We start from the raw sequence: 26,175 nt of genomic DNA on the forward strand, positions 1-26,175 counted from the left end.
AATAAGCATTAGCAACATAAGCATAGTTACCCACCACTTGCACACCATGAGCCCTGGTTAAAAACTCTCCGACTAATGTAAATGTAAAAGTAGAACTATAAGCCGCCATTGCCTGAACCTGTAAAGCCAGAGGCGCTTCAATTAATCCAGTCGCATATTCTAAAACCCAGTCTCCACCTAATGCAGCACTACCAGTCAAGTCATCAGATGCAGCTACATCAGCCCCAGTTAATTGACTAATTTGCTGGACAAAAGCCTTACCGACAAATCCCTGAGCCACATCGCAACCATACAGCAGAATGTCTCCTGTAGCGGTGATAGATTTACCCCACTGCTGCAATTGTGAACTATAACCATTGAGGTTGTCTGAGTTCAACTGAGTTGAACCAAGTGATAAACTCCCTTCTCCACCGTGAGAGATAATCTGAACACTATCAATATCTGTCAGCGTTGCTAATCTATCGGTAATTTGCCTAATGCCATCCCGTTGGGGGTCAAGAATAAACACGAGTGAGCCAGGTTCGACACCATTAACTAGATCCTGCCAGTCGGCAACGTTAGGATCAATAAAAACAACGGTTTTGGTAGATGCTGTCATGAAGATAACCCTGTATTAATTTGTAGTGGAAAAGTTAATTTCACTAGTCTACCCTACCCTGTACTGACTTCCGTACTGAGAAATACTGACTTAACCTGACTTATGACTGACTTTCGTTAATACATAGTCTGTAGTTAGAAATATAATCTCCATGCCACATCTTCAACCGGCACAAAGATGAGAATATACGTAAGATATAATTGGACAATCCAATATATACTGATGATGTTATACATTAACCCAGGATAAGCAATGTCAAGATCACTATGCGTTCATAATGACCACATTGACAAAGTTAAAATAGCACTCACTCAAAATGGCTATCCCCACCAAAGAGCCTTGGCTAATGATACCGGATTGTCCTTAGCGACAATTAGCAACTTCCTGACTGGTAAACCTGTTAGTTATGCCAATTTTGAAGAACTATGTCGCAGATTAAATCTAGATTGGCGAGAAATTACTACCAATGTTGAAGTAATATCCACCCCCCCCCGCATACGCACAAATACGTAAAAAAAAACCAAATTTAAATGAATTTCAGGACTGGGGAACTGTAGTTAATATTTCGGCATTTTACGGACGCAACAAAGAACTGACACAGCTAAAGTCATGGATTTTACAAGATAGCTGTCGCCTGTTAGGATTATTTGGTATGGGTGGAGTTGGGAAAACAACCTTAGCTACCCAACTAGCACAACACATTCATGATCAGTTTGATTACATTTTTTGGCGCTCAGTGCCTACAGTCCTATCCTTTGATGAGATGATAACCGATTTGCTGTCTTTGATCTCCAATCACCAGGAAAGCAAACCCAAAATCCATCGAGTTCTCCATTATCTGTGTACATATCGTTGCTTGATTATCTTGGATGACTTAGAAACAACTTTAGACACCCTTAATCTCAACTACAGTCGGTTTATCCAAATAATTGCGGAAACCAATCATCAAAGTTGTCTAATTTTCACCAGTCGCAATCAACCTGCCCAAATCAGCTTACTGGAAAATTGGTCATTATCAGCACGTTCTTTGAGATTGCTGGGTTCATCAGAAATAGCTTTTTCTCTACTGCAATCACAACAACTGCGGGGAACAGATGAACAAAAATACCAATTATGCGATTTATATGGTAATAATCCTTTAAAAATAAAAATACTTGTTAATACCATCATTAACTTATTTAATGGTGATATTAAAAAATTCTTAGCACAAAATACCCTATTAGTCAATAATCATCTTCACCATTTGCTAGAACAACAGTTAAATTGTCTTTCAGCTTGGGAACAGCAAATCATGTACTATTTGGCAATTAATTCGCAAATCACAATTACTAATCTAGCAAATAAATTACCTCATGTTTCTAAATCCCATTTTTGGCAAGGAATAGAAAGGTTATATTCACGTTGTTTAATTGAACAAAAAGCAGGTAAATATATCTTACAACCTGTTATTAAGGAGTATGTGATGGAACATTTTCAACCACAACCTGTATTGGAACTGGCTAACAAAAGAAAGCCTGGGAATCAATTCCCTGTCTCATAGCTAAAGTACCTTGAAACGCACTATAATTAACTTACGAATTACGTAAAATGTGGCTAATACCCTGCGTGGTGCAGCCATAAACCTTATTCTTGTGTAAGAGGTTGTTTGAAAAGTATTATATCAAACCCGTAATCTCCAAAAACCTAACCCCCCTACCCCCCTTCCCTGCAAGGGAATGGGGGTTTTAAAGCCTCTCCCCTTGCAGGGGAGAGGTTTGGAGAGGGGTCAGTCTATACATTCAAAACTTTTCAAACATCCTCTAAGGGTAATTCATGTAGCTTGCTTCCCGCAGGGTATTACCTATAATTTGATTCTGTTTTGCGAAAGTCCTATAACTAAAAATCAAATTTCATGTTCTCAATAGCATAAATAAAGAAAAAATAGTCGGTTTTAACCGACTTTAGCTATGAGACAGGGAATTTATTCCCTGGATTTTATCTTTTTTATAAAATCTATCGAATCTATCGAATCAACCGATTTAATTAAAATTACTACCCATGACCAAAAAAATATTAACTGGACTTAGTTCAACAGCCTACGAACACCCCTTCGATAAAAAAGCCTTAGCTTCTTTACAAAGTATGCCTGGACTTTCTCCTTTACTCAAAAAAGTCAACGAATATGGTATTGATCGTTTACTGAGATTACAAAGTATTGCTAGTGAAATCAGAGTCACACCTCGGAATTTTCCCCAATTGTATCAACCATTATTAGAAGCTTGCCAAATTCTTGATGTGACAACTATTCCTGAATTGTATTTATTTCGAGGTACAGGACATATTAGAACCTATATTATTGGCGTAGAAAAACCCATTGTTGGTATTAATATAGAAGCAATGGAATGGTTAAATTATGATGAATTGCTGTTTATTTTTGGATACGAAATTGCTCGAATTAAAAGTCAGCACATGATTTATCATCAAATGTCAATTGTGATGCCAGTATTAAAGATATGGATCAGCAGTACCACATTAGGGTTAGGAGGATTGATAGCTAGTGGTGTAGAATTAGCGTTATATAATTGGGTAATGATGGCAAAGTTCACTGCTGACCGGGCTGGTTTATTAGCTTGTCAGGATATTGATGTGGCAACTACCGCACTGATGAAACTTGCAGGTTTGCCAGAAGAGTATTTAACTCCTCATGTGATCGAAGATTTCCTCGTTCAATCCCGCGAATTTGCTGCTAATAGTGTTGATAGTTTAGATCAAGTTACGAAAATATTAAGTTATTCAGATTCTAATCTTTCTTGGTTAGTTATGCGGACAGGGGAATTATTAAAATGGGTTGATTCAGGAGAATACAATCATGTACTTCAAGGAGAAAATGTCAACACTTCAAAAGGAGAAGAGGAAGGAGACGAAAAAGAAGGATGGAATTTTTTGACTTCTTGGTAATGGATATATGTATGATTAACGATTGCCTTGAATAATCTCTTATGCGTGGCTAAATTAGATTCCACAGGAGATGAATAAAAAAGTTTTCATAATAATGCTGCTTGAAAACCCGTAGGAGCGCAGCCCTGCGCCCTTGCCTCATCTAATAACGGCTATATATCTTTTTCCCAACCATAACTAATTGAACACCAGATTGGTTTAAATTTGCTAACCTAGAAATGGTGTAAATATTGCTGATGGTAGCGTGGTTCTCTATTAAAACTATTATTTGAGTAACAATTATGACAGCATTTAACTCTGACAGCCTGCGTTCCTACAGTCAAGATGATGTCCAGCAAATTCTGCAATTAGCGATCGCCCGTCAAGTAGACGATAATGATCAAGAATTTTCCTATCAGCAGATAGTGGAAATTGCCACAGAGTTACAAATATCACCTGATACATTGCAACAAGCGGAACGAGATTGGTTAGTCAAACAAAGCGAAGTTGAACAACGTAAAACTTTTAATCTTTATCGTCAAAGTAAATTTAAAAAACGGTTAGGAAATTACGCAATTATTAATATTTTTTTCCTAGCTATGGATGCCATTAGTGGCGGTATTTCTTGGTCACTTTATATCTTACTAGGTTGCGGATTAGCCATATCCTTAGATATTTGGAATACTTTTCAAACCCAAGGTGAAGATTACGAAATCGCTTTTCAACGATGGAATCGCAACCATCAAATTAAACAAACAATCAATACAGTTCTAAATAGATGGTTTAAGGTATTTAGTCCTTAAACTTTAGATACAGTTAAAAAACTCAATATCGTCTATTTTCTATGCTCATCAGAAAACCGCCTGTGGGTGCAAAAAATAACAACAAGCGGTTTTCTAAGATATTTATGAGGTAAATTAGCTACTAGAACCAGAAGCGGCTAATTCTGCTAACCGTTCTTGTTGATCTTGCGATATACAAGATTGAATTACCGTCTCTATATCACCTTCCAAAATAGGGTTAAGGGTAAAATTTTGACCTAAACGATGGTCAGTCACCCGGCTATCTTTATAATTGTAAGTGCGAATTTTTTCCGAACGAGAACCCGTACCCACTTGTAAGCGCCGCATGGAAGTCACAGCATCCTGTTGTTCTCGCAATTTCAACTCATACAACTTAGCCCGGAGAATTTGCATCGCCCGTTCCTTATTCTGTAACTGACTCCGTTCTTCCGTACAGAAAATCCGAATCCCAGTCGGTTTGTGGAACAAATCAGCGGCTGTTTCCACCTTGTTCACGTTTTGTCCACCCGCACCACCAGAACGCGCCGTACTCATTTCAATATCTTTCGGGTCAATATGAATTTCCACCTCATCCACTTCTGGCATAATTGCTATAGTAGCAGTAGAAGTGTGAACCCTTCCCCCAGATTCCGTTGCTGGTACGCGCTGTACACGATGTACACCAGATTCAAACTTCAGTTTACTGTAAACACTATCACCTTGAATTTCTAGAATTACTTCCTTATACCCGCCCATTTCACCCGAAGATTCGCTGACTAGCTTCACCTTCCAACCTTGGACATCAGAATAGCGAGAATACATCCGCAGTAAATCTCCCGCCCAAATACTCGCTTCATCACCACCAGTCCCAGCGCGAATTTCCAACATGATATTTTTATCATCGTTGGGGTCACGGGGTATCAGCAACACTTTTAAGCGATTTTCCAGATATTCTAGCTTTTCCTCTAGTTCGCTGACTTCCAATGCTGCCATTTGTTGCAACTCTAGATCGCTATTTGACTCTTTGAGGATCTGACGCGCTCCTACTAATTCATCTTGGGTTGTTTTCCAAGTTTCATAGGTATCAACTACCTCTTCCAAGGAAGAACGAGACTTGGCAATTTTTTGATACTCATCAGGATTACTAGCGGTATCAGGATCGGCTAAACGGCGTGTTAATTCATTAAATGTTTGTTCAACAGATTTAAGTTTATCCAGTAAATATATTTCTGCCATGATGACTACATAAGCTCCTAAAAAATAACAAGTGGGCTACTGCATTAAATGACAAGCGACCCAGCACTATGCAGGGTCGTCTATGGCTTCCGCCATGCTATCAATAGTTACAGCCAACCAGCTACTTTTGATTATCGTCGCCAGTTTGAGTTTCAGTTTCAGTTTGAGTGCTGGACATACCATATTTACGGAGGAAGCGTTCTACACGGCCTTCAGTATCAATCATTTTCTGAGTACCAGTGTAAAAGGGGTGATTTCCAGACCAAACATCTACGTGTAATTCTGGCTTGGTAGCACCAATGGTCATAATAACTTGACCATTACAGTAGACTTTAGCGTCTGGATACCATTTGGGATGAATATCAGGTTTAGCCATTGTTTTTTTGGTTGCGAATCTATATAAATTGTGACTGGGGATTGGGGACTGGGGATTGGGGATTGGGGACTGGGGACTGGGTAAAAGTTTTTCCTTCTGAACTCCTGACTCCTGACTCCTGACTCCTATCTTAACGTTTGGAGTATTGAGGTGCTTTGCGGGCTTTGTGCAAACCGTATTTCTTCCGTTCTTTAGCTCGTGGGTCACGAGTTAAATAGCCTTCAGTTTTCAGCGGTGAACGGTTATCTGGGTCAAGTTGACACAAAGCACGGGCAACTCCTAGACGAATAGAATCAGCCTGTCCAGTTAAGCCACCACCTTCGGCTTTCACCAAAATGTCGTATTCGCTTTCTAATCCCAAGGTTTCCAAAGGTGCTTTAATAGCTCCTAAGTAGTTGGGATTGAATTGGAAATACAAATCTCCATCTTTGCCATTAACAGTCATTTTCCCTTCACCGGGAACTAGACGGACACTAGCAACTGAACATTTACGGCGACCAGTACCCCAGTAAACGGCACGACCGCTAGTAGTTTCTGCTACTTGCATTAATTTTCTCCAGGAATTGTACTAATTGTGATTTCTTTGGGTAGTTGTGCTGCATGAGGATGAGTTGGGCCTGCATACACTTTCAGCTTGGTAAATAATTGCTTACCCAAACTATTTTTAGGTAACATACCTTTAATAGCGTGTTCAAGGATTCTTTCGGGTAAGCGCTGTTGCAACTTAGCGAAAGTTTCTGTTTTCATTCCACCAGGACGGCCGGAATGACGACGGTAAACTTTTTGGGTGCGCTTTTTACCTGTAACTGCCACTTTCTCAGCATTGATAATAATGACAAAATCCCCTGTATCCATATGGGGTGTAAATTCAGGTTTCTTTTTGCCTCTGAGGATCATTGCAACTTCGGTAGCAAGACGACCCAGACGTTTATCTGTAGCGTCTACTAAGTACCAATCGCGCTCAATAGATGCTTGAGGGGGAAGGTAGGTTTTAGTCATTTTTTTTGTCAGTTGTCAGTTGTCAGTTGTCAGTTGTCAATTGTCAGTTGTCAGTTGTCAATTGTCAGTTGTCAGTTGTTAGTTGTCAATTGTCAATTGTCATGACCCATGACTAGGTATGGTTGGGTGTCATACCAAATTTTTGGCGGAAAGGGAAAATCGGGATAACCGACTCTCAACAAGCATAACCCGTGAGCAGGTGCAGAATATTTCACTTCTTCCCGGCGTTCTTGTTGCCAGATGTCGGTGAAGTTATCTAGAGTCCGCTGACCAGAACCTACTTGTACTACCATTCCGATTAATAGCCGCACCATGCCATATAAAAATCCATTAGCCTGAATTTCAATATGGATAAATGCTCCACTACGACGGCATTCTACTACTTGCACTTCTACCCAGGAATGCGATCGCGCTGACCCAGCCCGTTCAAAAGCAGATAAATGGTGTTTTCCCAGTAGCGGTTTCAGGGCAGATGTAATTAAGTCTGCATCCAAGGGGGCATAATAATAATGCCAACTGAAAGGTTGCGCGAATAAATTCGGTAAATTTTCAGTATAGATAGTGTAGCGATATCGTCGGTAAACTGCGCTAAAACGAGCGTGCCAACTTTCACTTACACCTGCTGATGCCCTGATCAATATCCCTGGGGGCAAATAGCCATTGAGAACCTTTGCCCACCTGTGAGCAGGAATTGAACCTGTAGCTTGAAAATGGGCTACTTGAGCGGCAGCATGGACTCCAGAATCAGTTCTACCTGCTCCGTGGAGTGTCACATGATACCCTAGAACAGTGGCTATAGCTGTTTCTATCTCTTCCTGGACAGTGCGCTGTCCTTTTTGTCTTTGCCAGCCGTGAAAATGAGTACCTATGTACTGAATAACCAAGGCTACTCGCTGAGTAGAATTATGCTGGCTGCTTTCTAACATAGTTGTTTGTCAGTTGTCAGTCGTCAGTTGTCAGTTGTTTTTTATTTGCTACTGACCAATGACTAATGACTAATAACTTTAAACTAGTTCAATAATCGCCATTTCAGCATGATCACCGCGACGGGGGACGGTATGCAGAATGCGAGTATAACCACCTTGACGGCCAGCATACCGAGTTGGGGCTTGCTCGAATAGTGCATGAACCAGGGCTGTGTCGTAGATATAACCTAACGCCTTGCGACGTGATGCTAAAGATCCATCTTTAGCTAGGGTAATCATTTTATCTACTTCACTACGAACAACTTTAGCTCTGATTAAAGTTGTAGTAATTCGACCATGACGTACCAACTCTGTTGTCAAGGCTCTGAGAAGAGCTTTACGTTGATCCGCTGGTTTACTAAGTTTTTTGACTCGGCAACGATGGCGCATAATAATGCAAAGAGTGAATTATTAATGGTTTTGATTTAGCTAGGCTTAGAGCTTCTTTCTTGAGGTAAAGTAATACCTAAGCGACGCTGTAAAGCTTCCACTACTTCTTCTGCTGACTTTTGACCAAAGTTTTTGATTTCTAAAAGGTCTTCTTGGGTGTAATCCAATAAGTCGGCTACGGAATTTACTTGAGCGCGTTTGAGACAGTTATAAGCTCTGACAGATAACTGTAATTCTTCAATCGGAATTTGCGCGGTGGGATCATCTGGGATATCTGAACCTGTATCCGTTGGTTCTAAGGAGATATCTTTCAATGGGTTGAATAAATCTACCAAAATTCCAGCGGCAGATGATAGAGCTTCTTGAGGAGAAATACTACCATTAGTCCATACTTCCAACAGTAGTCGGTCTTTCAAAGAACCATCGTCACGGGTTTCTTCAACACTATAGTTGACTTTCCGTACGGGCATAAACACTGAGTCAATTTGGAGAAAATCCAAAGATGTGGCTTCTTCTCTGCCTCGTTCTACAGTCCTGTAGCCTTTGCCTTTCTCAATCCGAAATTCCATTTCCAGTTTTCCACCTTCAGCAATGGTGGCGATATACTGGGTCGGGTCAATCACTTCTACTTCACTAGGTAAGTCGAAATGCGCTACAGTAACTGTTGCTGGGCCGTTCACGAGTAAGCGACCAATTTGGGGTTGAGAAGAATAACTCTTGAGAATGACATCCTTCATTCGCATGAGGATTTCTAGTACGTCTTCTCTTACCCCTGGAACTGTCGCAAACTCATGGCTAACACCAGCAATTCTCACCGCTGTTACTGATGTCCCTTCTAAGTTAGAAAGTAAAACCCGCCGCAACGCGTTACCAACAGTTGTCCCTTGACTGCGCTCTAGGGGTTCTAGAACGAACTTACTGTAATAGCTCCGACTTTCCTCAGCATTAGACTCTACACATTCAATTTGAAACTGAGCCACGGAGTAGCCTCCCTTGTTAAGGTGCTGCTAGAAGACAAATTAACTGCTTCTCAAATTTTCTTGAAAGCGAACTTATTTACCCCACGCGTCTAAATTCAACAAGTATTCGCTTGGGGAAAATAGTTCAAAATTACCAGCCACAGAGGGCATTGTTGATGATTTCCCAAGGGTTCTAGCTTTTGGCTTGATTACCCAATAGGTTCTGTTTAAACTCGACGGCGCTTGGGTGGACGGCAACCGTTATGGGGAATTGGGGTAATATCTCGAATGAGTGTAATTTCCAATCCTGCACCTTGAAGCGCCCGAATAGCGGTTTCTCTACCTGCACCGGGACCACTCACCATGACTTCGATTTGCCGCATTCCTTGGTCTGTGGCTCGTCTAGCTGCGCTTTCAGCAGCGGTTTGTGCAGCAAAGGGAGTTCCCTTTTTTGCCCCTTTAAATCCACTAGAACCAGCACTTGCCCAGGAGATAACATCTCCATTTTGATCGGTAATCGTGACAATGCTATTGTTGAAGGTAGACTGAATGTAGGCAACCCCATTGGGTACGTTCCGTTTCTGCTTTTTGCTCCCGGATTTTTTCGTTGGTTGTCTGGCCATATTTCTTTAGTGAATTTAAGGTACAACTTGCTAATTGCAGCAAGTTTAGAAAAATTATTTGCCAGGGGCTTTCTTCTTACCAGCCACTGTCTGTCTTCTACCGCGTCTGGTTCTTGCGTTGGTCCGGGTTCTTTGTCCACGCACTGGTAAGCCCATGCGGTGTCTACGACCTCTGTAACAGCCAATATCAACTAAACGTTTAATATTTAGTCCTTCTAGACGACGTAAATCTCCTTCAACCTGATAGTTGCTTTCGATTTCTCCTCTGAGGGCAGCTACATCAGCATCAGACAGGTCTTTTACGCGGGTATCTGGGTTAACGCCAGTAGCTGCGAGAATTTGATGTGATCTAGTTAAGCCAATTCCGTAAATGTATGTTAGACCAATTTCTACACGCTTATCGCGGGGAAGGTCTACGCCGGAAATCCGTGCCACAATGAATCTCTCCCTATTGTTTTCGTAGTTGCAGTTAGCAAAGTGCGATTTTGTGGCTTTAGCCATTTCATGGTCGCGGGTTTAACTTTGCTTTGATAGATAGTTTCTATCCTTGGCGTTGTTTGTGTTTGGGATTTTCACAAATCACCATCACGCGACCACGACGCTTGATCACGCTGCACTTTTCACAAATTTTCTTAACTGAGGCTCTGACTTTCATGCCTTTTAAAATTGACTCCAAATAGTAAATTATAGCATTTCTAGAAGAAATATTTCAGTTATGTAACTAGAAAAAGACCAGTTGATTTATGTATGGTAAGATTCTCTGTTATTGATTTTATTTCTTCCGCAGGCGATAGGTGATTCTACCTTTGGTTAAGTCGTAGGGTGTTAATTCAACTTTGACGCGATCGCCAGGTAAAATCTTGATGTAATTACGGCGAATTTTCCCAGAAATGTGTGCCAGGACATTAAAGCCGTTATCTAAGTCAACACGAAACATTGCATTAGGCAACGATTCGGTGACAGTCCCTTCCATTTCAATTAAATCTTGCTTAGACAAGTTTTTTCCTCAACTCAATAATCTCATGTTGTCCTTGTCCACTTTCATGGCAAGAACACAATTGGAGAAAAATATCAACAGTTTAATAATATATCTTAGCTAAAATTGACTTACGCCTGGCTTGGAAGATAGGGGCGAGGTAATAAGGCAATGGAAAAATTTTTTCTCTCTGCCGACATAGACCGCTACCCCTGAGTTTCTTTAAGCAGCTATGATATTTTTCAAATCAGTAAAAACTTCTTCTTGGGACTGATTACCGTTGACTGTGAGGAGTTTTTGGCGATCGCTGTAAAAGTTAATCAAGGGTGCAGTATCATCACGGTAGACTTCCAAGCGCCGACGAATCACTTCTTCAGTATCATCTTTTCGTCCGCGTCCTAATAACCGAGTAATGACAGTTTCATCTGGTGCATCCAGATTAACTACCTTTTCACCACCCTGTCCTAGACTTTTCAGTAATTCTGCCAGAAATTCTGCCTGTGTAACTTTACGAGGAAAGCCGTCCAAAATCCAACCTGTTTTAGTATCTGATTGTTGCAGGCGTTCCTTTACCATATCTTCTACTAATTTATCGGGGACTAATTCGCCTTTATCCATGAAACTTTGGGCTTGCATTCCCAAAGTTGTTTTCTCTTGAATAGCTTGACGTAAAATGTCACCTGTAGAAATATGGGGAATCTGCAAAAATGCAGCCAAGGTTTGAGCTTGAGTTCCTTTACCAGCACCCGGTGGTCCCAAGAAGATTAATCGCGTCACTATTGTTTCACCATTCCTTCATAACGCTGAGAGATGACGTAAGTTTGGATTTGTTTAGCCGTATCAATTGCCACACCGACTAAAATTAACAAAGATGTTGCCCCCAGTCCTTTAAAGGTGGGAACTTTTAAGGCACTTTCTACGGCCGTGGGAATAATTGCCACTAAACCTAGAAAGATAGCTCCTAAAAAAGTAAGTCGGTTTGTCACCCGTTCAATATACTCACTAGTAGCTTTTCCGGGACGAATACCGGGAATACTAGAACCCATTTTTTTCAAATTCTGAGCCACATCTACTGGGTTGAGAATCAACGAAGAATAGAAATAGCTGAAGAAAACAATGGAAGTTAAGTAAACGAGAGCATATACCCAAGGTGCAGAACCACCTGGACTTAAATAGGTATTAACAATGTTTGCTAATTCGGGATTCTTAGTGAAATTGGCGACTAAAAGTGGCAAACTCAGGATTGCGGCTGCGAAAATAATCGGCATTACCCCACCAGAGTTGAGACGTAGGGGTAAATAACTCCGCTGTTCTGCTAAAACTCTTCTACCTACTTGACGACGGGCAGAAATAATGGGGATGCGGCGCATTCCTTCTTGTACGAACACAATACCCACGATTGTGAACATAAAAACCACTACAAGAACGATGACGCGCCCGACTATTTCCCGTCCACCAACTTGTACCAAGTCAATGGTATCGCCGAGAGACTTGGGTAAAGATGCCACAATGTTGACAAAAATCAACAAAGATGCCCCATTACCAATACCCCGTTCTGTAATCAGTTCAGATGCCCACATGACGAACATTGAACCAGCAGTGAGAGCGATCGCCGTTTCTGCTACGAATATCGGACCTGGTGTTTTGGCAAATTGTTGGAGAAATAATGCCGAAAAAGCCACACTTTGAATAATTGCCCAAATTACAGTCACATAGCGGGTAATTTGTGATATTTTCCGCCGACCTGCTTCGCCTTCATTTTTCTGGAGATTTTCTAAAGATGGCAGAGCAGAAGTGAGTAATTGGATAATAATGGACGCATTAATAAAGGGCAAAATCCCTAAAGCAAAGACACCTAAAGTAGAGAGTCCCCGCCCAGAGAATATATCCAATAAACCAAAGATGGAATTGTTGCCCGATATAGCTTCAGCAAACTTAGGTCTATCAATTCCTGGGACAGGCAAAAAGATACCCAGGCGAACCAAAATTAAAATACCGACAGTGACAAGCAGCCTACCTCTCAGTCCGGCTGCTTGCGCCATCTGCATAAAAGTTTCTTGAGCTGTTGGGGCTTTGTCTCGACTGATCATAGAGTTTTACCTTTGAAGTCCTAACTATGATTTACGTGATTCATGATGATGAAGATGATTAAGCCGTCTGAACTGTGATTTTTGTGATTTATTTGATGAAGATGATTACCCTAATCACATTCATCATCCTAATCATATAAATCATCTTAATCATAAAAATCATAGTTCAGACTTTTATGCAGCTTCACAACTTCCACCAGCAGCCTCGATTTTGATTCGAGCTTGGCCTGTGAAAGCAGCAGCTTTTACCTGAAGAGGAACATTCAATTCCCCATTCCCCAAAATTTTCAATTGGCCTTTAACAGTGGTTAAGATCCCCGCTGCTTTTAAGGATTCCAATGTTACCTCTGAGTTAGCAGGTAAATCATTTAATTTCTCTACATTAATCGTAGTGTAGATTCTCCGGTTCATCAGGGGGAAACCCTTGAGTTTAGGTATCCGGCGGTACAATGGCTGTTGACCACCTTCAAAACCTGGTCTTGTCCCACTACCAGAACGGGATTTTTGACCACGCATCCCTAAACCAGCACTAGCACCTTGTCCAGCAGAAATACCTCTACCTACACGCTTACGGCGTTTTTTAGAGCCTTTTTGGGGCTTAACATCATTAAGTCTCATTTTGGTTTGTGATTTTAGATTTTAGATTTTGGATTTTAGATTGAGAATCTGATACAAAGACTGACTAAATATAGAGTTTCTCAATGGCGATACCGCGATCTTCAGCAACTTCACTTAATGTTCGCAGGGTAGATAGAGCGTTGACTGCTGCTCTGGCGTTGTTCAAAGGGTTGTTTGAACCTAGTTGTTTAGCGAGAATGTTACGTATTCCTGCTAACTCTAATACAGTCCGTACAGCACCCCCGGCAATTACCCCTGTACCTGGTGCGGCTGGGCGCATCATGACTTTAGCACCGCCACCAACACCATCAATGGGGTGAGGAATAGAATTGGATTTGGTGATCGGGATGTCAATTAGATGTTTTTTACCATCAGCGACACCTTTTTTAACTGCACCAATTACATCTGATGCCTTACCAACTCCGACTCCAACTTGTCCACGTTCATTACCGACGACGACAATGGCACGGAAGCTGAGTTTTTTACCACCTTTGACGACTTTACTCACCCGGCGGATTTGGATAACTCGCTCTTGCCAGGTGGTTTCTTCTTTTTTTGTACGGCTTGCTTTACGACGACCGGTTACCATAATCAATGCTCTCTTTTAGTTGTCAGTTGTCAGTTGTCAGTTGTCAGTTGTCAGTTGCTACTGACTATTGACTACTGACGGACTTAGAAATCTAAACCAGCCTCGCGTGCCGCCTCGGCTAAGGCCTTGACGCGACCATGATAGAGGTTGCCACCACGGTCAAAAACGACTTTAGTGATGCCTTTTTCTAGGGCGCGGACAGCTACCAGTTTACCAACTTGCACTGATGCGTCACAGTTGGCACCGGAAGCGATGCTAGATTTCAATTCTGGTTCTACGGTTGATGCCGCTACTATAGTTTCCTGCTTGGCATCATCAATCAATTGAGCATAAATATGCTCATTGGATCGAAATATGGACAAACGTGGACGTTCTGGGGAACCGTTGACTTTGCTACGAACGCGCCGATGACGACGTTGTTTTGATTCTTTGCGTGTAAGTTTCATATTTACTTCTTACCACCCTTACCAGTCTTACCAGCTTTGCGTCTGACCACTTCACCTGCATAGCGAATACCTTTACCTTTGTAGGGTTCAGGTGGACGAACGGCACGGATTTTAGCTGCTGTGTTGCCGACAATTTCTTTGTCATAACCGCTGACTATGACATTAGTAGTCCCTTCTACTGCAAATTGAACTCCTGCTGGAGGTTCAATTTGGACTTGATGGCTATAACCCATATTTAAAACTAGGTTACTGCCTTGAAGTTGGGCGCGATAACCAACCCCTTGGATTTCCAAGCGACGTTGAAAACCCTGGGATACTCCCTCCACCATGTTGGCCACTAGGGTGCGGCTCAAACCGTGCATTTGTCTGGAGGTACGGGTTTCATCCCGACGAGTAACTATCAATGTTTCTCCTTCTTGGGAGACTATGACATTTTTAGGTAGTAGACGGGAAAGTTCGCCTTTAGGACCTTTCACTACTACTTTGACACCATCAATCGCCACTTGCACTTTGGCGGGAATGGTAATTGGACGTTTACCAATACGAGACATGATTTTTTGTTCTTTGTCAGTTGTTTTTTGCCAGTTGTCAGTTGTTCGTTGTTTTGCCACTGACCAATGACCAATGACCAATGACGACTACCAAACGTGGCAAAGCACTTCACCGCCTAGATTTTGGCGGCGTGCTTCGCGGTCAGTCATAATCCCACTGGATGTAGAAATAATGGCAATACCGATACCGCCTAGCACTCTTGGTAATTCTTTTCTATTGGAGTAAACACGCAAACCTGGTTTACTCACTCGTTTTAGGGCAGTGATTAGGGGTTGGCGATTTTTACCTTTGTATTTCAGGGAAATAACTAGGTTCCGCTTAATTCCTTCTCCTGCTTCTTCAACTTCCGCAATGAAGCCTTCTTCTCGCAGTACCTTGGCAATATTACGAGTCATCTTTGTAGCTGGTACTTGCGTAGTTTGATGCCTTGCCATATTGGCATTGCGGATGCGCGTCAGCATATCTGCAATTGTGTCGTTAGCCGCCATCGTTCCCTCTTTAGATGAACTTATTGATCGCGAAAGGGCATTCCCATTTCCTTAAGTAAGGCGCGGCCCTCTTCGTCGGTTTTTGCCGTAGTAATGATAGAAATATCTAAACCCCGGACTTGATCGATTCTGTCATATTCCACTTCTGGAAAAATTAGCTGTTCCCGCACACCTAGAGTGTAGTTGCCACGGCCGTCAAAGCTTTTGGGGCTGACACCGCGAAAGTCTCTGATTCTGGGTAGTGTCAGGTTAATCAGACGATCTAAGAAAGCGTACATCCGTTCGCCTCTTAGTGTCACCATAATCCCTACAGGCATACCTTGACGAATTTTAAAGCCGGCGATCGCTTTCTTTGCCCGTGTTACCACAGGTTTTTGTCCAGTAATCAGGGCAATTTCGCTGATAGATGCCTCTAGTGATTTAGCGTTTTGAGCAGATTCTCCCAAACCTCTGTTGATAGTTATCTTAATCACCTTAGGCACTTGATGCACGTTGGTGTATTCAAACTGAGTAATCAATTTGGGAGTAATTGTCTCTTGATATACGGTTTTAAGTCGTGTTTTCGCCATAGTGTTTGTCCTTATATCCCCTGGTCTTGGTCAGGGTCGCTTTCCTCCAATTAAAAATGCCAAATTAAAAATTAAAAATTGAAATTGCGAATTTTTTAATTTTTAATTCTTAATTTTTAATTGGTGAGAATTTCACCTGTTTTTTTGAGCATTCTCACTTTCTTGCCTTCGGCGGTGAAAGTGTAGCAAACGCGACTAGCGACGTTTTGCTTGGTGGAATAGAGCATCACATTGGAGCTATGAATGGGGTACTCCTGGGTGACTATTTGCCCTGATTCACCTTCTTGTTGAGGTTTCACGTGCTTGGTTTTAAAGTTGACACCTTTGACAAGGACTTTGCTCAATTGTGGTAGTGCTTTAATCACTTCCCCAACTTTACCTTTATCTTTGCCAGCGATGACTTGCACAGTATCACCGGTTTTGACGTGCATTTTATGAAAAACTTTGGGTTGTGGGCGCTTTGCCATTACAGCACCTCCGGAGCCAGAGAAACAATTTTAGTAAAGTTTTTGTCGCGCAGTTCACGAGCTACCGGACCAAATACCCTTGTACCTCTAGGATTACCTTCTTTATTGATAATCACTGCGGCGTTATCGTCAAAACGGATAGCCATGCCACTGTCACGACTAATAGCTTTACGAGTACGTACAATTACTGCTTCTACAACATCTGACTTTTTTACAGCCATGTTGGGTGAAGACTCTTTGACAACAGCGATAATTCTATCGCCTACGCCACCATAACGGCGGTTACCTGCACCTAATACGCGGATGCACATTAGTTTTTTAGCACCGCTATTATCTGCGACATTCAGATAAGATTGGGGTTGAATCACAACTGGTCTCTCTTCTAGGGTCGTTGTAGCTGATGGTACAACTGTTTACTAAGTAGCTTTAATGTTCAGGATTTCTTTGACTTGCCAACGCTTGGTTTTGCTCAGGGGTCTAGTTTCCTGAATCCGCACCCGGTCGCCTATTTTGCAAGTATTCTCTTCGTCGTGAACTTTATAGCGGCGGGTTTGAACTACGATTTTGCCGTACTTGGGGTGAGGAGCGCGGTTTTCTATGGCTACTACCACAGTTTTTTGCATTTTATCGCTCACTACCAAGCCAACTCGTTCTTTGACTGCCATAATCTCCTACTTTTGTTCTTGATCTGAAAGACTCGCTCCCCGTTTCCGTTCTCCTTCTACTGTCAGTAATTGGGAGAGCCGATGGCGTGCGTGTTTGAACTGGTGAGGCTTTTCTAATTGTCTAGTGGCTTTTTGTAAGCGCAACTGGAATAGTTGTCTTTTCACAGCGACAATTTCTTCAGCCAACCGTTCGTCATTTAATTCTCTAGCTTCTGAAATCTTGGGAAGAGGCATAAACTACTCCTGCTCCTGTGGTTGAGAGCGGGTAATAAACTTGGTCTTAATTGGTAACTTACTGTCAGCTAATCGCATAGCTTCGCGGGCAATTTCTTCAGTAACGCCGCCAATTTCAAACATGATCCGGCCTGGTTTGACTACGGCTACCCAAAACTCTGGGTTACCTTTACCAGAACCCATCCGGGTTTCAGCAGGACGCATGGTGATTGGTTTGTCAGGGAAAATCCGAATCCAGATTTTGCCACCCCGGCGAATATACCGAGTCATTGCCCGACGGGAAGCCTCGATTTGCCGTGAGGTAATCCAAGATGGTTCTTGGGCTTGGAGTCCAAAGTCCCCAAAGTTGAGGGTACTGCCTCGGCTGGCAAGACCTTCCATGCGTCCGCGTTGTTGTTTGCGGAATTTAGTTCTTCTAGGACTTAACATGATTTGTCAGTTGTCGGTTGTCAGTTGTCAGTTGTCAGTTGTCAGTTTTTTTACTACTGACTATGAGCATTGACTAGGCTTCATTGGAGCGGTCTTCAAACTGTTGACGACGACGTTGTTGTTGTCGGCGACGGGGTTCGCGTTCACGGTCACGATCTCCACGTTCACGGTCTTTAGCTGGTTGAGCGGGAGCTTGTTCCTGTCCAGGAATAATTTCGCCTTTAAAGACCCAAACTTTAATTCCGAGAATTCCGTAAACTGTCTTAGCTGTGCAGCCAGAATAGTCAATATCAGCGCGTAAGGTGTGGAGAGGAACTCTACCTTCACGAGTCCACTCTGAGCGGGCAATTTCTGCACCGTTGAGCCGACCACCGACTTGAACTTTGATTCCTTGGACACCTGCTCTTTGAGCGCGTTGAATTGCTTGACGCACAACTCGGCGGAAGGAAACCCGACGTTCTAATTGTTGAGCAATGTATTCAGCAATCAGGTAAGCATCAGCATCAACTCGTTGGACTTCAACAACGTTAATGCGAATTTGGCGATTACCACCCAAAGCTCCTTGTAGTCCAAGACGCAATGATTCAATACCTTGACCACCACGACCTACAACCACACCTGGTCTAGCTGTGCGGACTTCTAGGTCAATTTGATCAGCTTTGCGCTCAATTCTCACTTCGGAAATACCGGCGTTATTTTGAGCGTATCTACCTAGTTTTTGCTCAATGTATTGACGGAGTTTGTAGTCTTCTTGGAGAAGTTCTGGATAACGGTCAGGTTCTGCAAACCAACGGGATTGGTGTTCTTGAGTTATACCCAGTCGAAAGCCGACTGGATGAATTTTCTGTCCCACAAAAGCTTCCTCTAAAATTTCTTACTGTACGCAATTTTCTTGTGCCTGTATGGCTGTTTACTCAGCAGTAGCAACCGCGGAAACAGCAACAGTGATATGACACGTTGGTTTGCGAATTTGGTAAGCTCGACCTTGCGCTCTGGGTTGAAACCGTTTTAGCACTGGTCCTTGGTCGGCATAGGCTTGACTGATCACCAAACTGGATCTGTCTAAACCAGCATTATGCTCGGCATTAGCTGCGGCACTTCTGAGAACCTTTAAGATGGGGTCACAAGCGCCATAGGGCATAAATTCCAGTAGGATTAGTGCTTCTCTGTATGAACGGCCGCGAATTTGATCAAGTACACGGCGCACTTTATAGGGAGAAATGCGTATATAGCGGGCGATTGCCTTAACTTCAGTAGTGTCAGTTGCCATTTTCATAACTTACTCTATGTTTGTCAATTAAAAATTTAGAATTAAAAATTAAAAATTCTCATGTTTTAATTTTTAATTTTTAATTTTTAATTGATCTATCTCCCTGATTTTTTGTCACTTTTACCATGACCTCTGTAGGTACGGGTAGGAGCAAATTCTCCTAACTTATGACCGACCATCTGTTCATTGACAAATACGGGAATGTGCTGCCGTCCATTGTGAACAGCGATAGTATGACCTACCATCAAGGGCAAAATTGTCGAAGCTCTCGACCAAGTTTTAACCACTTGTTTTTCATCTTTTGCGTTTAACTTCTCAATTTTCTTGAGCAGATGGTCAGCAACAAAAGGACCTTTTTTTAAAGAACGACCCATAGTTCAATTTTTGATTTGGGATTATTGTCAATTGATAATTGATAATGCTTAATTGTCAATTGTCAAATTTGATGTTAGGACTGACGACCACCACGACCACGTTTAGATGATTTGCGGCGACGACGGATAATCAATTTAGTGCTGGCTTTCTTGCGATTCCGTGTCTTAGCCCCTAAAGTAGGTTTACCCCAAGGTGTGACAGGACCGGCTCTACCGATAGGCGCTCTACCTTCACCACCACCATGTGGGTGATCCACTGGGTTCATGGCACTACCTCTCACCTTGGGACGACGGCCTTTCCAGCGATTTCGTCCAGCTTTACCAGCACTGAGGTTTCTGGCATCTGTATTACCGACTTGTCCAATGGTGGCGTAGCAATCACGCCGAATCAAGCGGACTTCACCTGAAGGTAACTTTAAGGTTACATAGTTGCCTTCTTTAGCGACAACTTGAGCTACTGCACCAGCAGCCCGCACGATTTGACCACCTTTACCTGGTGTCATTTCGACGTTGTGAACACTAGTACCCAAGGGCATATTCGATAGAGGTAAGGCATTACCATCTTCGATAGGAGACTCAGGTCCAGCAATTATCTTTGTGCCTACAGTCATGCCATTTGTTTGCAAGATGTAGCGTTTTTCGCCATCTTCATACAACACTAAAGCGATCCGCGCATTGCGGTTAGGATCGTATTCAATGGCTGTAACTGTAGCGGACATATTCCGCTTATCTCGCTTAAAGTCGATAATGCGGTATAGTTGTTTGTGTCCGCCACCCCGACGACGGCTGGTTATCCGCCCTTGATTGTTCCGACCTTTAGGACGATGAACTGATTCAGTTAATGATTTTTCTGGCTCAGTTTTCGTAATTTCGGCAAAATCGGAGATGATAACTTGGCGAGTACTGGAGGTATAAGGGCGATAAGAACGAGTACCCATAAGTGATTTTGGAGTTTTGAATTTTTAATTCAGAATTTTTTTGATTTCGATTTTCGATTTTTAATTGTTTTTTGGCAATTATTTATTAGCCCAATTGCAAATCTCTAATCTAAAATTCTTAAACTTCTGGGAAGAGAACTTTTCTGATTTTTTCTTCGTCCCCAGGAGCAACGGTGACAATAGCTCGCTTGTATTGGGGTTTATAACCAATAAATCTACCTACGCGTTTTTGTTTGCGTGGAGGGTTAGCGGTATTGACTTTGACGACCTTAACTGCAAATAGGTCTTCAATGGCGGCTCTAATTTGTGGCTTAGTGGCTTTAGGAATTACTTCAAATACGTATTTGTTTTGTTCCATGAGCATGGTCGCTTTTTCGGTGAGAATGGGGCGACGCACTAAATCCGGTAGATCACGGGTGGCAACTACTTTAGGCACTGTAGACCTCCTGGATCTTATCTAGGGTTGATGATGTGACGATAATTTTGTCAGCGTGGAGCAAGTCGTAAACGTTTAACTGGTCAGCGGGAATCAGTTTTAAGTTTTCGATGTTACGGGCTGATAAAAGCACGTTTTCTGCTATTTCAGACAAAATCAACAGTGTCTTTTGTTCTGATGTTGCACCCCATCTAGCTAATGCTGCTACGAGATCCTTGGTTTTAGGACGCTGTAACTCGTTGCTAAATTCTTCAACAACTATTAGATCTTCAGCACGGTCAACAAATGCTGTCCGCAATGCCAAACGGCGTTCTTTACGGTTCATTTTTAGGTCGAAATCTCTGGGTTTTGGTCCAAAGATCACACCACCACCACGCCATAATGGTGAACGGATAGAACCAGCACGGGCGCGACCTGTGCCTTTTTGCCGCCAAGGTTTACGACCACCACCACGAACTTCTGCACGAGTTTTAGTGCTGACAGTTCCCTGGCGAGAATTGGTCATTTGTCTGACTAGGGCGCGGTGTACGATATGCGCCGCTGTTGTTTCTTTGGCCACTCGGAGGTCGAAGCTTGTCTCTCCGACTTGCTCTCCTTGCCAATTTTTAATTACACTCTCTACCATCTTTGTGTCCTTTGTCAGTTGTCAGTTGTCAGTTGTTAGTTGTCTTTTTTTGCCCCTAACCAATGACTAAATGACTATTTTTTGCCAACTATAGTTGCAGGAACGACGCTCACTAAAGCTCCTGGTTTGCCAGGAATAGCTCCTTTAATGATGATTAAGTTGCGTTCTGCATCTACTCGTATTACTGTCAGTTTGCGAATTGTGACACGAGTACCGCCCAAACGTCCTGCCATCCTTTTACCGGGATAAACACGACCTGGGGTTGTCCCAGCACCGATAGAACCTGGCGCTCTATGGTTTTTGGAACCGTGTGACATGGGACCGCGAGCAAAGTTGTTACGCTTCTGGTTACCGGCAAAACCGCGACCAATACTTGTACCAACTACATCTACAATTTCACCGGCACTAAAAATATCTGCTTTAATTTCTTGACCTAAAGCATAATCACCAGTGCTATCGGTGCGATATTCATTCAGATGACGGACTGGTGGGGCGGAGGATTTAGCCAAATGTCCCAACAATGGTCTGTTCAGTGACTTGGGTTTAACTTCGCCATAACCAACCTGAATGGCAGAGTAACCGTCGGTCTGTTTCGTTTTAACTTGTGTAACGGTGCATGGACCGGCTTTGATGACGGTAACAGGAATGGAGACTCCTGCTTCATCAAATATTTGGGTCATGCCCAGCTTGGTGCCGAGAATACCTACAGACACAGTTACTGGTTCTCCTTTCGTTCTATTTTTTTGGAAGTCGAATGGGGACAGCTTTTGTCACTGTCGCTTGAGTGTAAACTTTACCTCTGAAATTTGGACTGGCGTTAAACAGTGCAAATTCTCGGCGACGCAACAATTTTTGTCCCTTTTGCTTTAGTGAATTTGTTTATTTTCACTTACTCAATCACAATAACAGGAATAAGTGCCTACTCTATGGAGAAGGTATTACTTCTGGAATCCAATGCGAGGCTTGATGGCTTTGCGCTGTGTGCAGCAATGCTTTTGTCCAAGCAGTTGCTTTGGCACTCTACCGTGGTAGCAGGACTTAAGTGGTTATTGACCCTCAGTATCCTTTTCCTTAGTCTTAACATAATGCCATGAAACCAACATTATTGCTAAGGAACTACTTATTTTCATACCCTAAACTATTGTTTAAGATTTTGCCTAATTTTTTTAGGATTTACGGGAGTGATTTGGTGTGAGAGCTTAAATATGAATTTGGCTCTTGATTTGACCTGAAAGCTTTTTTAGTTTAGCAGTCTCTTATGGAGTCAGCCAGTTTTATTCTTTTAGGGAAACTAACTAGAAACTCAGATGCTAGTAGTCTGTCAATCCAAAAATGACGGACTGTAGTGTGAGCGTCTCGCTCACGCGGGCAAGATGCCCGCACTACCAAAAACCCGTCAAAATAAATTTGACAGACTACTAGGACTAACTAGAAACTCTAAATAAGAAAGATGCCTAGCTAATTATACTATTCGGTCACAATCTAATAATATAAACTATTCATGACTTTTTGTCCAGTATTTTTTTGCTTTATGATGGGATGCTGAGGCGGAGGTAGGAAAAATTACCCATATTCCGGTTCCGAATTTTCAAGATTGGGAAAAATATCCTGCTTCATTTAACTTAATCTACCACTAGAGAGTGAATAATAGAGATATCTAAGTGGGATAGGAGAAAAATCTATGGCACTAATTACCACTGGCAACGGTTTCATCCGCAATTTGGAGAAATTTGGGGCGTTGGGTGTTTATGTTCCTCTGGAGGGGGGCTATGAAGGTCGCTATCTGCGCCGATTACGGGCGACTGGCTATGTTGCATTGCATATTACTGCGAGGGGACTGGGTGATGTAGCTGCGTATCTGACGCAAGTTCATGGTGTTAGACCACCACATTTAGGCAAAAGAAGCAATAGTAGTGGTGCGGCGGTGGGTGATGTATATTATTTACCACCAATGATCAGTTCTCATTTGGCACAATTACCTCCTAAGTCTAAGGGGTTGGTGTTGTGGATTATTGAGGGAAATATTCTTTCTGATCAGGAAGTTGAGTATTTGATGAATTTGCCTAAGTTAGAACCACGGGTTAAGGTGGTAATTGAGAGAGGTGGCGATCGCATTTTCCGCTGGACTCCTTTGGAAAAGACACTGTTAGCTAGTTAAGCAAATTGTCAGGGTGGGGAAAACCCCGCCCCTACTATGCAATTATTTCTAATTCTGGATTTCTTGTTGCACCCAAGCACGAAAGGATTTACTAGCTTGCACTTCATCTATTTGGCAATCTTGCAAAAATTGATAAAGTTTTTCTTTGGTGATTATAGAAAATGTGGGACTTTTTTCTCCTTCAACATATTGATGATTTTGAAGTTGATAAAATATCACTATTTCACCGTTATAACGCCAAAATTCTGGTACTCCCATGCTGGCATAAAAAGCAAGTTTATTGATGTCAGTATGAGTAATATCTACTTCTACAATTAAGTCGGGTGGTGGATCTTCATTTAAATCAACTTTTTTCCCAACTACTTGAGGTTGATTTTGAATGTAATAACAGTTATCCGGTTCAGCACTTCTTTGTAAATCATCACGATTTAAGGTAGTTGAACCCATTGTTTTAATTTTTAAACCCATTTCTTCTACCAAAATGCAGATGAATCGTTCAATTAATCTGGTAGCACTTTCATGTTCTTCTAAAGGCATGGTAATTTCTAATGTCCCTTGATCATAGATAAGTCGAGAGGAACGACTTTGCCCTAATGCTGCTAAAATTTGCTGATAATTTTGCCAACTGATATTGTGGAAAACTACTCGCTGTTCTGCGGGGGTAGTTTCTGGGGTAATATTGTTTGGTTTAGTGATTGTACTAACCATAGTTGCCCTTAAATTTAGCTTAATAGTTATTATAATATATTACGCAAAAGCGAGAATCGAGTGAATTTAAATTTGTCTACTCCCTTACAATTAATTGGACGTTCTGTAGAGTTTCAGCGGATTATTGAAATACTGGCAAAGGATGGTGATTTGTTAATTACTGGAGTCCCTGGTAGTGGGAGACGCACTTTAGTGAGAGGTGCAGCACAGGAGGTGAATACAGTTATCTTGGAAATAGACTGCATTCGCGCTACAGAAGCAGAGAGATTTGTGCAATTACTAGCGGAAGCGATTAGTCAAAACTGGGAAGCAGAGAAAGTTCAAACTTGGCTGAATGAAAATTCATCGGCATTTTTTACCTTTAATTCTGAAACTCAATTAAAACTAATTCGTTCTTTGGAACAAGAACAATTATGGCAAGCTTTCGCCAGTTTGTTAGACTTATTGGAAATAATGGCGGTTGATTTAAATCACCGCATATTGCTGATTTTAGAAAGTTTTCCCCATATTCGTTCTTGGGATCGTCAAGGTTTATGGGAAACTACATTTAGGAAAGAAGTTAAGGCTTATCCTCATGTTAGCTATGTACTAATAGCCACCATTGCTGAGTCTAGCCAACATTCAGATGATACTAATTATCCCCTAGAAACTATCCAATTAGCCCCTTTAGCTAAGGATATTTTAGCCTTGTGGGCGAGGGAAATTTTACATACGCAAGGTTTCACCTTTGACTGTCATAGTCAAGCCTTACAGCTATTTCTAGAGGCGGTACAGGGACATATTGGCGATGGGATGGCGATTATTCGGCGGTTATCTGCGTCCCGTTGTGCAGATGGTTTAATTCGGGAGGAAGATGTTCAAAAGGCTATTGCAGGATTATTGAAAGATTTATCTATGACTTATGAATCTTTGCTGATGTTGTTACCTGCAAATCAGGTACATTTATTAGAATCTTTGGCTATTGATCCTACTGATAAACCTCAGAGTAAGGAGTATATTCAAAAGCATGGACTTTCACGGGGTGGGAGTCTGCAAGGTGCGTTAACTGGGTTACAGCATAAGGGTTTGATTTATGATGCTGAACATGGTTATCGTTTAGCTATGCCTTTGTTAGCTTTGTGGTTGCGGGAACGGTTGAGTTAATTTTGTTTCGCGCAAAGACGCTAAGGTGCAAAGGCGCGAAGGAAGAAGGTTAGAAGGTTACAATTCTGGTAAAAATTCAGGTTCTAATATTTGTGTGATTTCATAATGACAATTTTCTGGAAAGGTTTCATAGGGGAGGTTTGTTTCTTTGACTGCTAAGTTAATTCCATCTTGATAACTTAATAAAAAGGCTTCTTCTAAATAGGATTTTAAGCTGGGACTATCTGCTAATATTCGGTTGATTTGAGTCCGTTGTTCTCGAATTGTTGCTAACCAACTATTACTACGTTTTTCTGGTTGATGTTGCCATTTTAGTAAATGTCCTAATAATAAGGCTAAACGGTTGGTTAATTCTCTTCTTTCTTGTCTTCCCAATGTTTCTATTTCTTCAATTAAGTTGAGTTTATCTAGTGTTTCCCATTTTTCTTCTTTGAGTAGTTGTGCTTGTGTTTTTGTCCAGCTATAAAAATCAGAATTGTACAGTGTATTCATGGTTTTTACCTGTAAATTACTATATATTATTTAATTGTCAGAATCAGGATATCCAGGATGTAAA

Annotated in this window: 40 protein-coding genes; 6 read left to right on the plus strand and 34 right to left on the minus strand. The window is 41.9% G+C overall.

Annotated elements, in window-relative coordinates:
- The coding region (locus FJR08_RS16750; RefSeq protein WP_168633945.1) for a DUF4347 domain-containing protein at positions 1 to 598 on the minus strand (598 nt) is incomplete at its 3' end.
- A 252-nt stretch (positions 599 to 850) separates the two neighbouring features.
- Between FJR08_RS16750 and FJR08_RS16755 the strand changes: the two genes are divergently transcribed.
- From FJR08_RS16755 to FJR08_RS16770, 4 genes are all read left to right on the plus strand, one after another.
- Entirely contained in the window at positions 851 to 1,111 is a 261-nt protein-coding gene (locus FJR08_RS16755) for a helix-turn-helix transcriptional regulator (RefSeq protein ID WP_168633946.1), read from the plus strand.
- A 79-nt stretch (positions 1,112 to 1,190) separates the two neighbouring features.
- On the plus strand, positions 1,191 to 2,138 hold the full coding sequence (locus FJR08_RS16760; protein ID WP_174783134.1) for an NB-ARC domain-containing protein: 948 nt from the start codon (positions 1,191 to 1,193) through the stop codon (positions 2,136 to 2,138).
- 497 nt (positions 2,139 to 2,635) lie between these two features.
- Positions 2,636 to 3,535: a M48 family metallopeptidase gene (locus tag FJR08_RS16765; RefSeq protein WP_168633947.1), complete on the plus strand. Its 900-nt coding sequence runs from the start codon at positions 2,636 to 2,638 to the stop codon at positions 3,533 to 3,535.
- 281 nt (positions 3,536 to 3,816) lie between these two features.
- Positions 3,817 to 4,317 (plus strand): 2TM domain-containing protein, encoded by a 501-nt coding sequence (locus tag FJR08_RS16770; RefSeq protein ID WP_148762887.1) that lies wholly within the window; start codon positions 3,817 to 3,819, stop codon positions 4,315 to 4,317.
- Between the two features lie 114 nt (positions 4,318 to 4,431).
- Here FJR08_RS16770 and prfA read toward each other — a convergent pair whose 3' ends face one another.
- The 31 genes from prfA to rplC all read right to left on the minus strand — a co-directional run bounded on the left by prfA (position 4,432) and on the right by rplC (position 22,323).
- The gene (prfA, locus tag FJR08_RS16775) at positions 4,432 to 5,532 is read right to left on the minus strand and encodes a peptide chain release factor 1 (protein ID WP_015079184.1); all 1,101 of its coding nucleotides are present in this window, start codon (positions 5,530 to 5,532) and stop codon (positions 4,432 to 4,434) included.
- Between the two features lie 121 nt (positions 5,533 to 5,653).
- Positions 5,654 to 5,908 (minus strand): 50S ribosomal protein L31, encoded by a 255-nt coding sequence (gene rpmE, locus FJR08_RS16780; RefSeq protein WP_015079185.1) that lies wholly within the window; start codon positions 5,906 to 5,908, stop codon positions 5,654 to 5,656.
- 130 nt (positions 5,909 to 6,038) lie between these two features.
- Entirely contained in the window at positions 6,039 to 6,455 is a 417-nt protein-coding gene (gene rpsI / locus FJR08_RS16785) for a 30S ribosomal protein S9 (RefSeq protein WP_015079186.1), read from the minus strand.
- The gene (gene rplM, locus FJR08_RS16790) at positions 6,455 to 6,907 is read right to left on the minus strand and encodes a 50S ribosomal protein L13 (protein ID WP_015079187.1); all 453 of its coding nucleotides are present in this window, start codon (positions 6,905 to 6,907) and stop codon (positions 6,455 to 6,457) included. Before rplM ends, rpsI begins: the two co-directional genes overlap by 1 nt.
- A 92-nt stretch (positions 6,908 to 6,999) precedes the next feature.
- A complete protein-coding gene (gene truA, locus FJR08_RS16795; protein WP_168633948.1) occupies positions 7,000 to 7,833 on the minus strand; it encodes a tRNA pseudouridine(38-40) synthase TruA in 834 nt (277 codons plus the stop codon).
- A 78-nt stretch (positions 7,834 to 7,911) separates the two neighbouring features.
- Positions 7,912 to 8,262: a 50S ribosomal protein L17 gene (rplQ, locus tag FJR08_RS16800; protein ID WP_168633949.1), complete on the minus strand. Its 351-nt coding sequence runs from the start codon at positions 8,260 to 8,262 to the stop codon at positions 7,912 to 7,914.
- A gap of 35 nt (positions 8,263 to 8,297) precedes the next feature.
- Entirely contained in the window at positions 8,298 to 9,242 is a 945-nt protein-coding gene (locus FJR08_RS16805; RefSeq protein ID WP_015079190.1) for a DNA-directed RNA polymerase subunit alpha, read from the minus strand.
- Positions 9,243 to 9,448: 206 nt separating this feature from the next.
- Positions 9,449 to 9,844: a 30S ribosomal protein S11 gene (gene rpsK, locus FJR08_RS16810; protein ID WP_015079191.1), complete on the minus strand. Its 396-nt coding sequence runs from the start codon at positions 9,842 to 9,844 to the stop codon at positions 9,449 to 9,451.
- A gap of 54 nt (positions 9,845 to 9,898) precedes the next feature.
- On the minus strand, positions 9,899 to 10,279 hold the full coding sequence (gene rpsM, locus FJR08_RS16815) for a 30S ribosomal protein S13 (protein ID WP_096669278.1): 381 nt from the start codon (positions 10,277 to 10,279) through the stop codon (positions 9,899 to 9,901).
- A gap of 106 nt (positions 10,280 to 10,385) precedes the next feature.
- A complete protein-coding gene (gene rpmJ, locus FJR08_RS16820; RefSeq protein ID WP_015079193.1) occupies positions 10,386 to 10,499 on the minus strand; it encodes a 50S ribosomal protein L36 in 114 nt (37 codons plus the stop codon).
- A gap of 117 nt (positions 10,500 to 10,616) precedes the next feature.
- Positions 10,617 to 10,841 carry a translation initiation factor IF-1 gene (gene infA, locus FJR08_RS16825; RefSeq protein WP_006276978.1) on the minus strand — a complete coding sequence of 75 codons (225 nt, stop codon included), beginning with the start codon at positions 10,839 to 10,841 and terminating at the stop codon, positions 10,617 to 10,619.
- Between the two features lie 201 nt (positions 10,842 to 11,042).
- Positions 11,043 to 11,597: an adenylate kinase gene (locus tag FJR08_RS16830; RefSeq protein ID WP_148762877.1), complete on the minus strand. Its 555-nt coding sequence runs from the start codon at positions 11,595 to 11,597 to the stop codon at positions 11,043 to 11,045.
- Complete coding sequence (gene secY / locus FJR08_RS16835) at positions 11,597 to 12,910, minus strand: preprotein translocase subunit SecY (RefSeq protein ID WP_015079195.1); 1,314 nt, start codon at positions 12,908 to 12,910, stop codon at positions 11,597 to 11,599. The genes FJR08_RS16830 and secY overlap by 1 nt, the downstream gene beginning before the upstream one ends.
- Before the next feature lie 174 nt (positions 12,911 to 13,084).
- The gene (gene rplO, locus FJR08_RS16840; RefSeq protein ID WP_015079196.1) at positions 13,085 to 13,528 is read right to left on the minus strand and encodes a 50S ribosomal protein L15; all 444 of its coding nucleotides are present in this window, start codon (positions 13,526 to 13,528) and stop codon (positions 13,085 to 13,087) included.
- A 64-nt stretch (positions 13,529 to 13,592) separates the two neighbouring features.
- A complete protein-coding gene (gene rpsE / locus FJR08_RS16845) occupies positions 13,593 to 14,117 on the minus strand; it encodes a 30S ribosomal protein S5 (RefSeq protein WP_148762875.1) in 525 nt (174 codons plus the stop codon).
- A gap of 83 nt (positions 14,118 to 14,200) precedes the next feature.
- Complete coding sequence (rplR, locus tag FJR08_RS16850) at positions 14,201 to 14,563, minus strand: 50S ribosomal protein L18 (protein ID WP_015079198.1); 363 nt, start codon at positions 14,561 to 14,563, stop codon at positions 14,201 to 14,203.
- 2 nt (positions 14,564 to 14,565) lie between these two features.
- On the minus strand, positions 14,566 to 15,114 hold the full coding sequence (rplF, locus tag FJR08_RS16855) for a 50S ribosomal protein L6 (protein WP_168633961.1): 549 nt from the start codon (positions 15,112 to 15,114) through the stop codon (positions 14,566 to 14,568).
- Between the two features lie 87 nt (positions 15,115 to 15,201).
- The gene (gene rpsH / locus FJR08_RS16860; protein WP_015079200.1) at positions 15,202 to 15,603 is read right to left on the minus strand and encodes a 30S ribosomal protein S8; all 402 of its coding nucleotides are present in this window, start codon (positions 15,601 to 15,603) and stop codon (positions 15,202 to 15,204) included.
- Positions 15,604 to 15,623: 20 nt separating this feature from the next.
- Complete coding sequence (gene rplE, locus FJR08_RS16865; RefSeq protein WP_168633950.1) at positions 15,624 to 16,172, minus strand: 50S ribosomal protein L5; 549 nt, start codon at positions 16,170 to 16,172, stop codon at positions 15,624 to 15,626.
- Positions 16,173 to 16,288: 116 nt separating this feature from the next.
- The gene (rplX, locus tag FJR08_RS16870; RefSeq protein ID WP_015079202.1) at positions 16,289 to 16,639 is read right to left on the minus strand and encodes a 50S ribosomal protein L24; all 351 of its coding nucleotides are present in this window, start codon (positions 16,637 to 16,639) and stop codon (positions 16,289 to 16,291) included.
- Complete coding sequence (gene rplN / locus FJR08_RS16875; protein WP_015079203.1) at positions 16,639 to 17,007, minus strand: 50S ribosomal protein L14; 369 nt, start codon at positions 17,005 to 17,007, stop codon at positions 16,639 to 16,641. The genes rplX and rplN overlap by 1 nt, the downstream gene beginning before the upstream one ends.
- Before the next feature lie 48 nt (positions 17,008 to 17,055).
- On the minus strand, positions 17,056 to 17,304 hold the full coding sequence (rpsQ, locus tag FJR08_RS16880) for a 30S ribosomal protein S17 (RefSeq protein ID WP_015079204.1): 249 nt from the start codon (positions 17,302 to 17,304) through the stop codon (positions 17,056 to 17,058).
- 6 nt (positions 17,305 to 17,310) lie between these two features.
- Positions 17,311 to 17,538, minus strand: a complete 228-nt coding sequence (gene rpmC, locus FJR08_RS16885; RefSeq protein WP_168633951.1) for a 50S ribosomal protein L29 — start codon at positions 17,536 to 17,538, stop codon at positions 17,311 to 17,313.
- Between the two features lie 3 nt (positions 17,539 to 17,541).
- A complete protein-coding gene (gene rplP / locus FJR08_RS16890; RefSeq protein ID WP_015079206.1) occupies positions 17,542 to 17,967 on the minus strand; it encodes a 50S ribosomal protein L16 in 426 nt (141 codons plus the stop codon).
- A 73-nt stretch (positions 17,968 to 18,040) separates the two neighbouring features.
- The gene (gene rpsC, locus FJR08_RS16895; RefSeq protein WP_015079207.1) at positions 18,041 to 18,820 is read right to left on the minus strand and encodes a 30S ribosomal protein S3; all 780 of its coding nucleotides are present in this window, start codon (positions 18,818 to 18,820) and stop codon (positions 18,041 to 18,043) included.
- 57 nt (positions 18,821 to 18,877) lie between these two features.
- Entirely contained in the window at positions 18,878 to 19,237 is a 360-nt protein-coding gene (gene rplV / locus FJR08_RS16900) for a 50S ribosomal protein L22 (protein ID WP_041458279.1), read from the minus strand.
- Between the two features lie 95 nt (positions 19,238 to 19,332).
- Positions 19,333 to 19,611, minus strand: a complete 279-nt coding sequence (rpsS, locus tag FJR08_RS16905; protein WP_015079209.1) for a 30S ribosomal protein S19 — start codon at positions 19,609 to 19,611, stop codon at positions 19,333 to 19,335.
- 74 nt (positions 19,612 to 19,685) lie between these two features.
- Complete coding sequence (rplB, locus tag FJR08_RS16910; RefSeq protein ID WP_015079210.1) at positions 19,686 to 20,549, minus strand: 50S ribosomal protein L2; 864 nt, start codon at positions 20,547 to 20,549, stop codon at positions 19,686 to 19,688.
- Positions 20,550 to 20,667: 118 nt separating this feature from the next.
- A complete protein-coding gene (locus FJR08_RS16915) occupies positions 20,668 to 20,985 on the minus strand; it encodes a 50S ribosomal protein L23 (RefSeq protein WP_148762865.1) in 318 nt (105 codons plus the stop codon).
- On the minus strand, positions 20,978 to 21,610 hold the full coding sequence (gene rplD, locus FJR08_RS16920) for a 50S ribosomal protein L4 (protein WP_168633952.1): 633 nt from the start codon (positions 21,608 to 21,610) through the stop codon (positions 20,978 to 20,980). The genes FJR08_RS16915 and rplD overlap by 8 nt, the downstream gene beginning before the upstream one ends.
- Positions 21,611 to 21,684: 74 nt before the next feature.
- Positions 21,685 to 22,323 (minus strand): 50S ribosomal protein L3, encoded by a 639-nt coding sequence (rplC, locus tag FJR08_RS16925; protein ID WP_148762861.1) that lies wholly within the window; start codon positions 22,321 to 22,323, stop codon positions 21,685 to 21,687.
- Between the two features lie 968 nt (positions 22,324 to 23,291).
- Here rplC and FJR08_RS16930 point away from each other — a divergent pair.
- Complete coding sequence (locus FJR08_RS16930; protein WP_168633953.1) at positions 23,292 to 23,768, plus strand: NAD(P)H-quinone oxidoreductase subunit N; 477 nt, start codon at positions 23,292 to 23,294, stop codon at positions 23,766 to 23,768.
- 48 nt (positions 23,769 to 23,816) lie between these two features.
- Here the strand turns inward: FJR08_RS16930 and FJR08_RS16935 are convergent, their stop codons facing one another.
- A complete protein-coding gene (locus FJR08_RS16935) occupies positions 23,817 to 24,476 on the minus strand; it encodes a Uma2 family endonuclease (RefSeq protein ID WP_168633954.1) in 660 nt (219 codons plus the stop codon).
- Positions 24,477 to 24,536: 60 nt separating this feature from the next.
- Here FJR08_RS16935 and FJR08_RS16940 point away from each other — a divergent pair, with 60 nt between their 5' ends.
- Positions 24,537 to 25,619: an ATP-binding protein gene (locus tag FJR08_RS16940; protein ID WP_323294504.1), complete on the plus strand. Its 1,083-nt coding sequence runs from the start codon at positions 24,537 to 24,539 to the stop codon at positions 25,617 to 25,619.
- Between the two features lie 57 nt (positions 25,620 to 25,676).
- Here the strand turns inward: FJR08_RS16940 and FJR08_RS16945 are convergent, their stop codons facing one another.
- A complete protein-coding gene (locus FJR08_RS16945; RefSeq protein ID WP_015079217.1) occupies positions 25,677 to 26,111 on the minus strand; it encodes a DUF29 domain-containing protein in 435 nt (144 codons plus the stop codon).
- Positions 26,112 to 26,175: the final 64 nt, after the last annotated feature.

The organism is Dolichospermum sp. UHCC 0260 (assembly GCF_009711985.1).
Taxonomy (GTDB): Bacteria; Cyanobacteriota; Cyanobacteriia; order Cyanobacteriales; family Nostocaceae; genus Dolichospermum; species Dolichospermum lemmermannii.

What these genes read in the sequence shown, in the direction of transcription:
- FJR08_RS16755 (WP_168633946.1), top strand. Translation starts at nt 851, where the DNA reads ATGTCAAGATCACTATGCGTTCATAATGACCACATTGACAAAGTTAAA.
- FJR08_RS16765 (WP_168633947.1), top strand. Translation starts at nt 2,636, where the DNA reads ATGACCAAAAAAATATTAACTGGACTTAGTTCAACAGCCTACGAACAC.
- FJR08_RS16770 (WP_148762887.1), top strand. Translation starts at nt 3,817, where the DNA reads ATGACAGCATTTAACTCTGACAGCCTGCGTTCCTACAGTCAAGATGAT.
- prfA (WP_015079184.1), bottom strand. Translation starts at nt 5,532, where the DNA reads ATGGCAGAAATATATTTACTGGATAAACTTAAATCTGTTGAACAAACA.
- rpmE (WP_015079185.1), bottom strand. Translation starts at nt 5,908, where the DNA reads ATGGCTAAACCTGATATTCATCCCAAATGGTATCCAGACGCTAAAGTC.
- rpsI (WP_015079186.1), bottom strand. Translation starts at nt 6,455, where the DNA reads ATGCAAGTAGCAGAAACTACTAGCGGTCGTGCCGTTTACTGGGGTACT.
- rplM (WP_015079187.1), bottom strand. Translation starts at nt 6,907, where the DNA reads ATGACTAAAACCTACCTTCCCCCTCAAGCATCTATTGAGCGCGATTGG.
- truA (WP_168633948.1), bottom strand. Translation starts at nt 7,833, where the DNA reads ATGTTAGAAAGCAGCCAGCATAATTCTACTCAGCGAGTAGCCTTGGTT.
- rplQ (WP_168633949.1), bottom strand. Translation starts at nt 8,262, where the DNA reads ATGCGCCATCGTTGCCGAGTCAAAAAACTTAGTAAACCAGCGGATCAA.
- rpsK (WP_015079191.1), bottom strand. Translation starts at nt 9,844, where the DNA reads ATGGCCAGACAACCAACGAAAAAATCCGGGAGCAAAAAGCAGAAACGG.
- rpmJ (WP_015079193.1), bottom strand. Translation starts at nt 10,499, where the DNA reads ATGAAAGTCAGAGCCTCAGTTAAGAAAATTTGTGAAAAGTGCAGCGTG.
- secY (WP_015079195.1), bottom strand. Translation starts at nt 12,910, where the DNA reads ATGATCAGTCGAGACAAAGCCCCAACAGCTCAAGAAACTTTTATGCAG.
- rplO (WP_015079196.1), bottom strand. Translation starts at nt 13,528, where the DNA reads ATGAGACTTAATGATGTTAAGCCCCAAAAAGGCTCTAAAAAACGCCGT.
- rpsE (WP_148762875.1), bottom strand. Translation starts at nt 14,117, where the DNA reads ATGGTAACCGGTCGTCGTAAAGCAAGCCGTACAAAAAAAGAAGAAACC.
- rplR (WP_015079198.1), bottom strand. Translation starts at nt 14,563, where the DNA reads ATGAAACTTACACGCAAAGAATCAAAACAACGTCGTCATCGGCGCGTT.
- rplF (WP_168633961.1), bottom strand. Translation starts at nt 15,114, where the DNA reads ATGTCTCGTATTGGTAAACGTCCAATTACCATTCCCGCCAAAGTGCAA.
- rpsH (WP_015079200.1), bottom strand. Translation starts at nt 15,603, where the DNA reads ATGGCGGCTAACGACACAATTGCAGATATGCTGACGCGCATCCGCAAT.
- rplE (WP_168633950.1), bottom strand. Translation starts at nt 16,172, where the DNA reads ATGGCGAAAACACGACTTAAAACCGTATATCAAGAGACAATTACTCCC.
- rplX (WP_015079202.1), bottom strand. Translation starts at nt 16,639, where the DNA reads ATGGCAAAGCGCCCACAACCCAAAGTTTTTCATAAAATGCACGTCAAA.
- rpsQ (WP_015079204.1), bottom strand. Translation starts at nt 17,304, where the DNA reads ATGGCAGTCAAAGAACGAGTTGGCTTGGTAGTGAGCGATAAAATGCAA.
- rpmC (WP_168633951.1), bottom strand. Translation starts at nt 17,538, where the DNA reads ATGCCTCTTCCCAAGATTTCAGAAGCTAGAGAATTAAATGACGAACGG.
- rplP (WP_015079206.1), bottom strand. Translation starts at nt 17,967, where the DNA reads ATGTTAAGTCCTAGAAGAACTAAATTCCGCAAACAACAACGCGGACGC.
- rplV (WP_041458279.1), bottom strand. Translation starts at nt 19,237, where the DNA reads ATGGCAACTGACACTACTGAAGTTAAGGCAATCGCCCGCTATATACGC.
- rpsS (WP_015079209.1), bottom strand. Translation starts at nt 19,611, where the DNA reads ATGGGTCGTTCTTTAAAAAAAGGTCCTTTTGTTGCTGACCATCTGCTC.
- rplB (WP_015079210.1), bottom strand. Translation starts at nt 20,549, where the DNA reads ATGGGTACTCGTTCTTATCGCCCTTATACCTCCAGTACTCGCCAAGTT.
- rplD (WP_168633952.1), bottom strand. Translation starts at nt 21,610, where the DNA reads ATGGTAGAGAGTGTAATTAAAAATTGGCAAGGAGAGCAAGTCGGAGAG.
- FJR08_RS16930 (WP_168633953.1), top strand. Translation starts at nt 23,292, where the DNA reads ATGGCACTAATTACCACTGGCAACGGTTTCATCCGCAATTTGGAGAAA.
- FJR08_RS16935 (WP_168633954.1), bottom strand. Translation starts at nt 24,476, where the DNA reads ATGGTTAGTACAATCACTAAACCAAACAATATTACCCCAGAAACTACC.
- FJR08_RS16945 (WP_015079217.1), bottom strand. Translation starts at nt 26,111, where the DNA reads ATGAATACACTGTACAATTCTGATTTTTATAGCTGGACAAAAACACAA.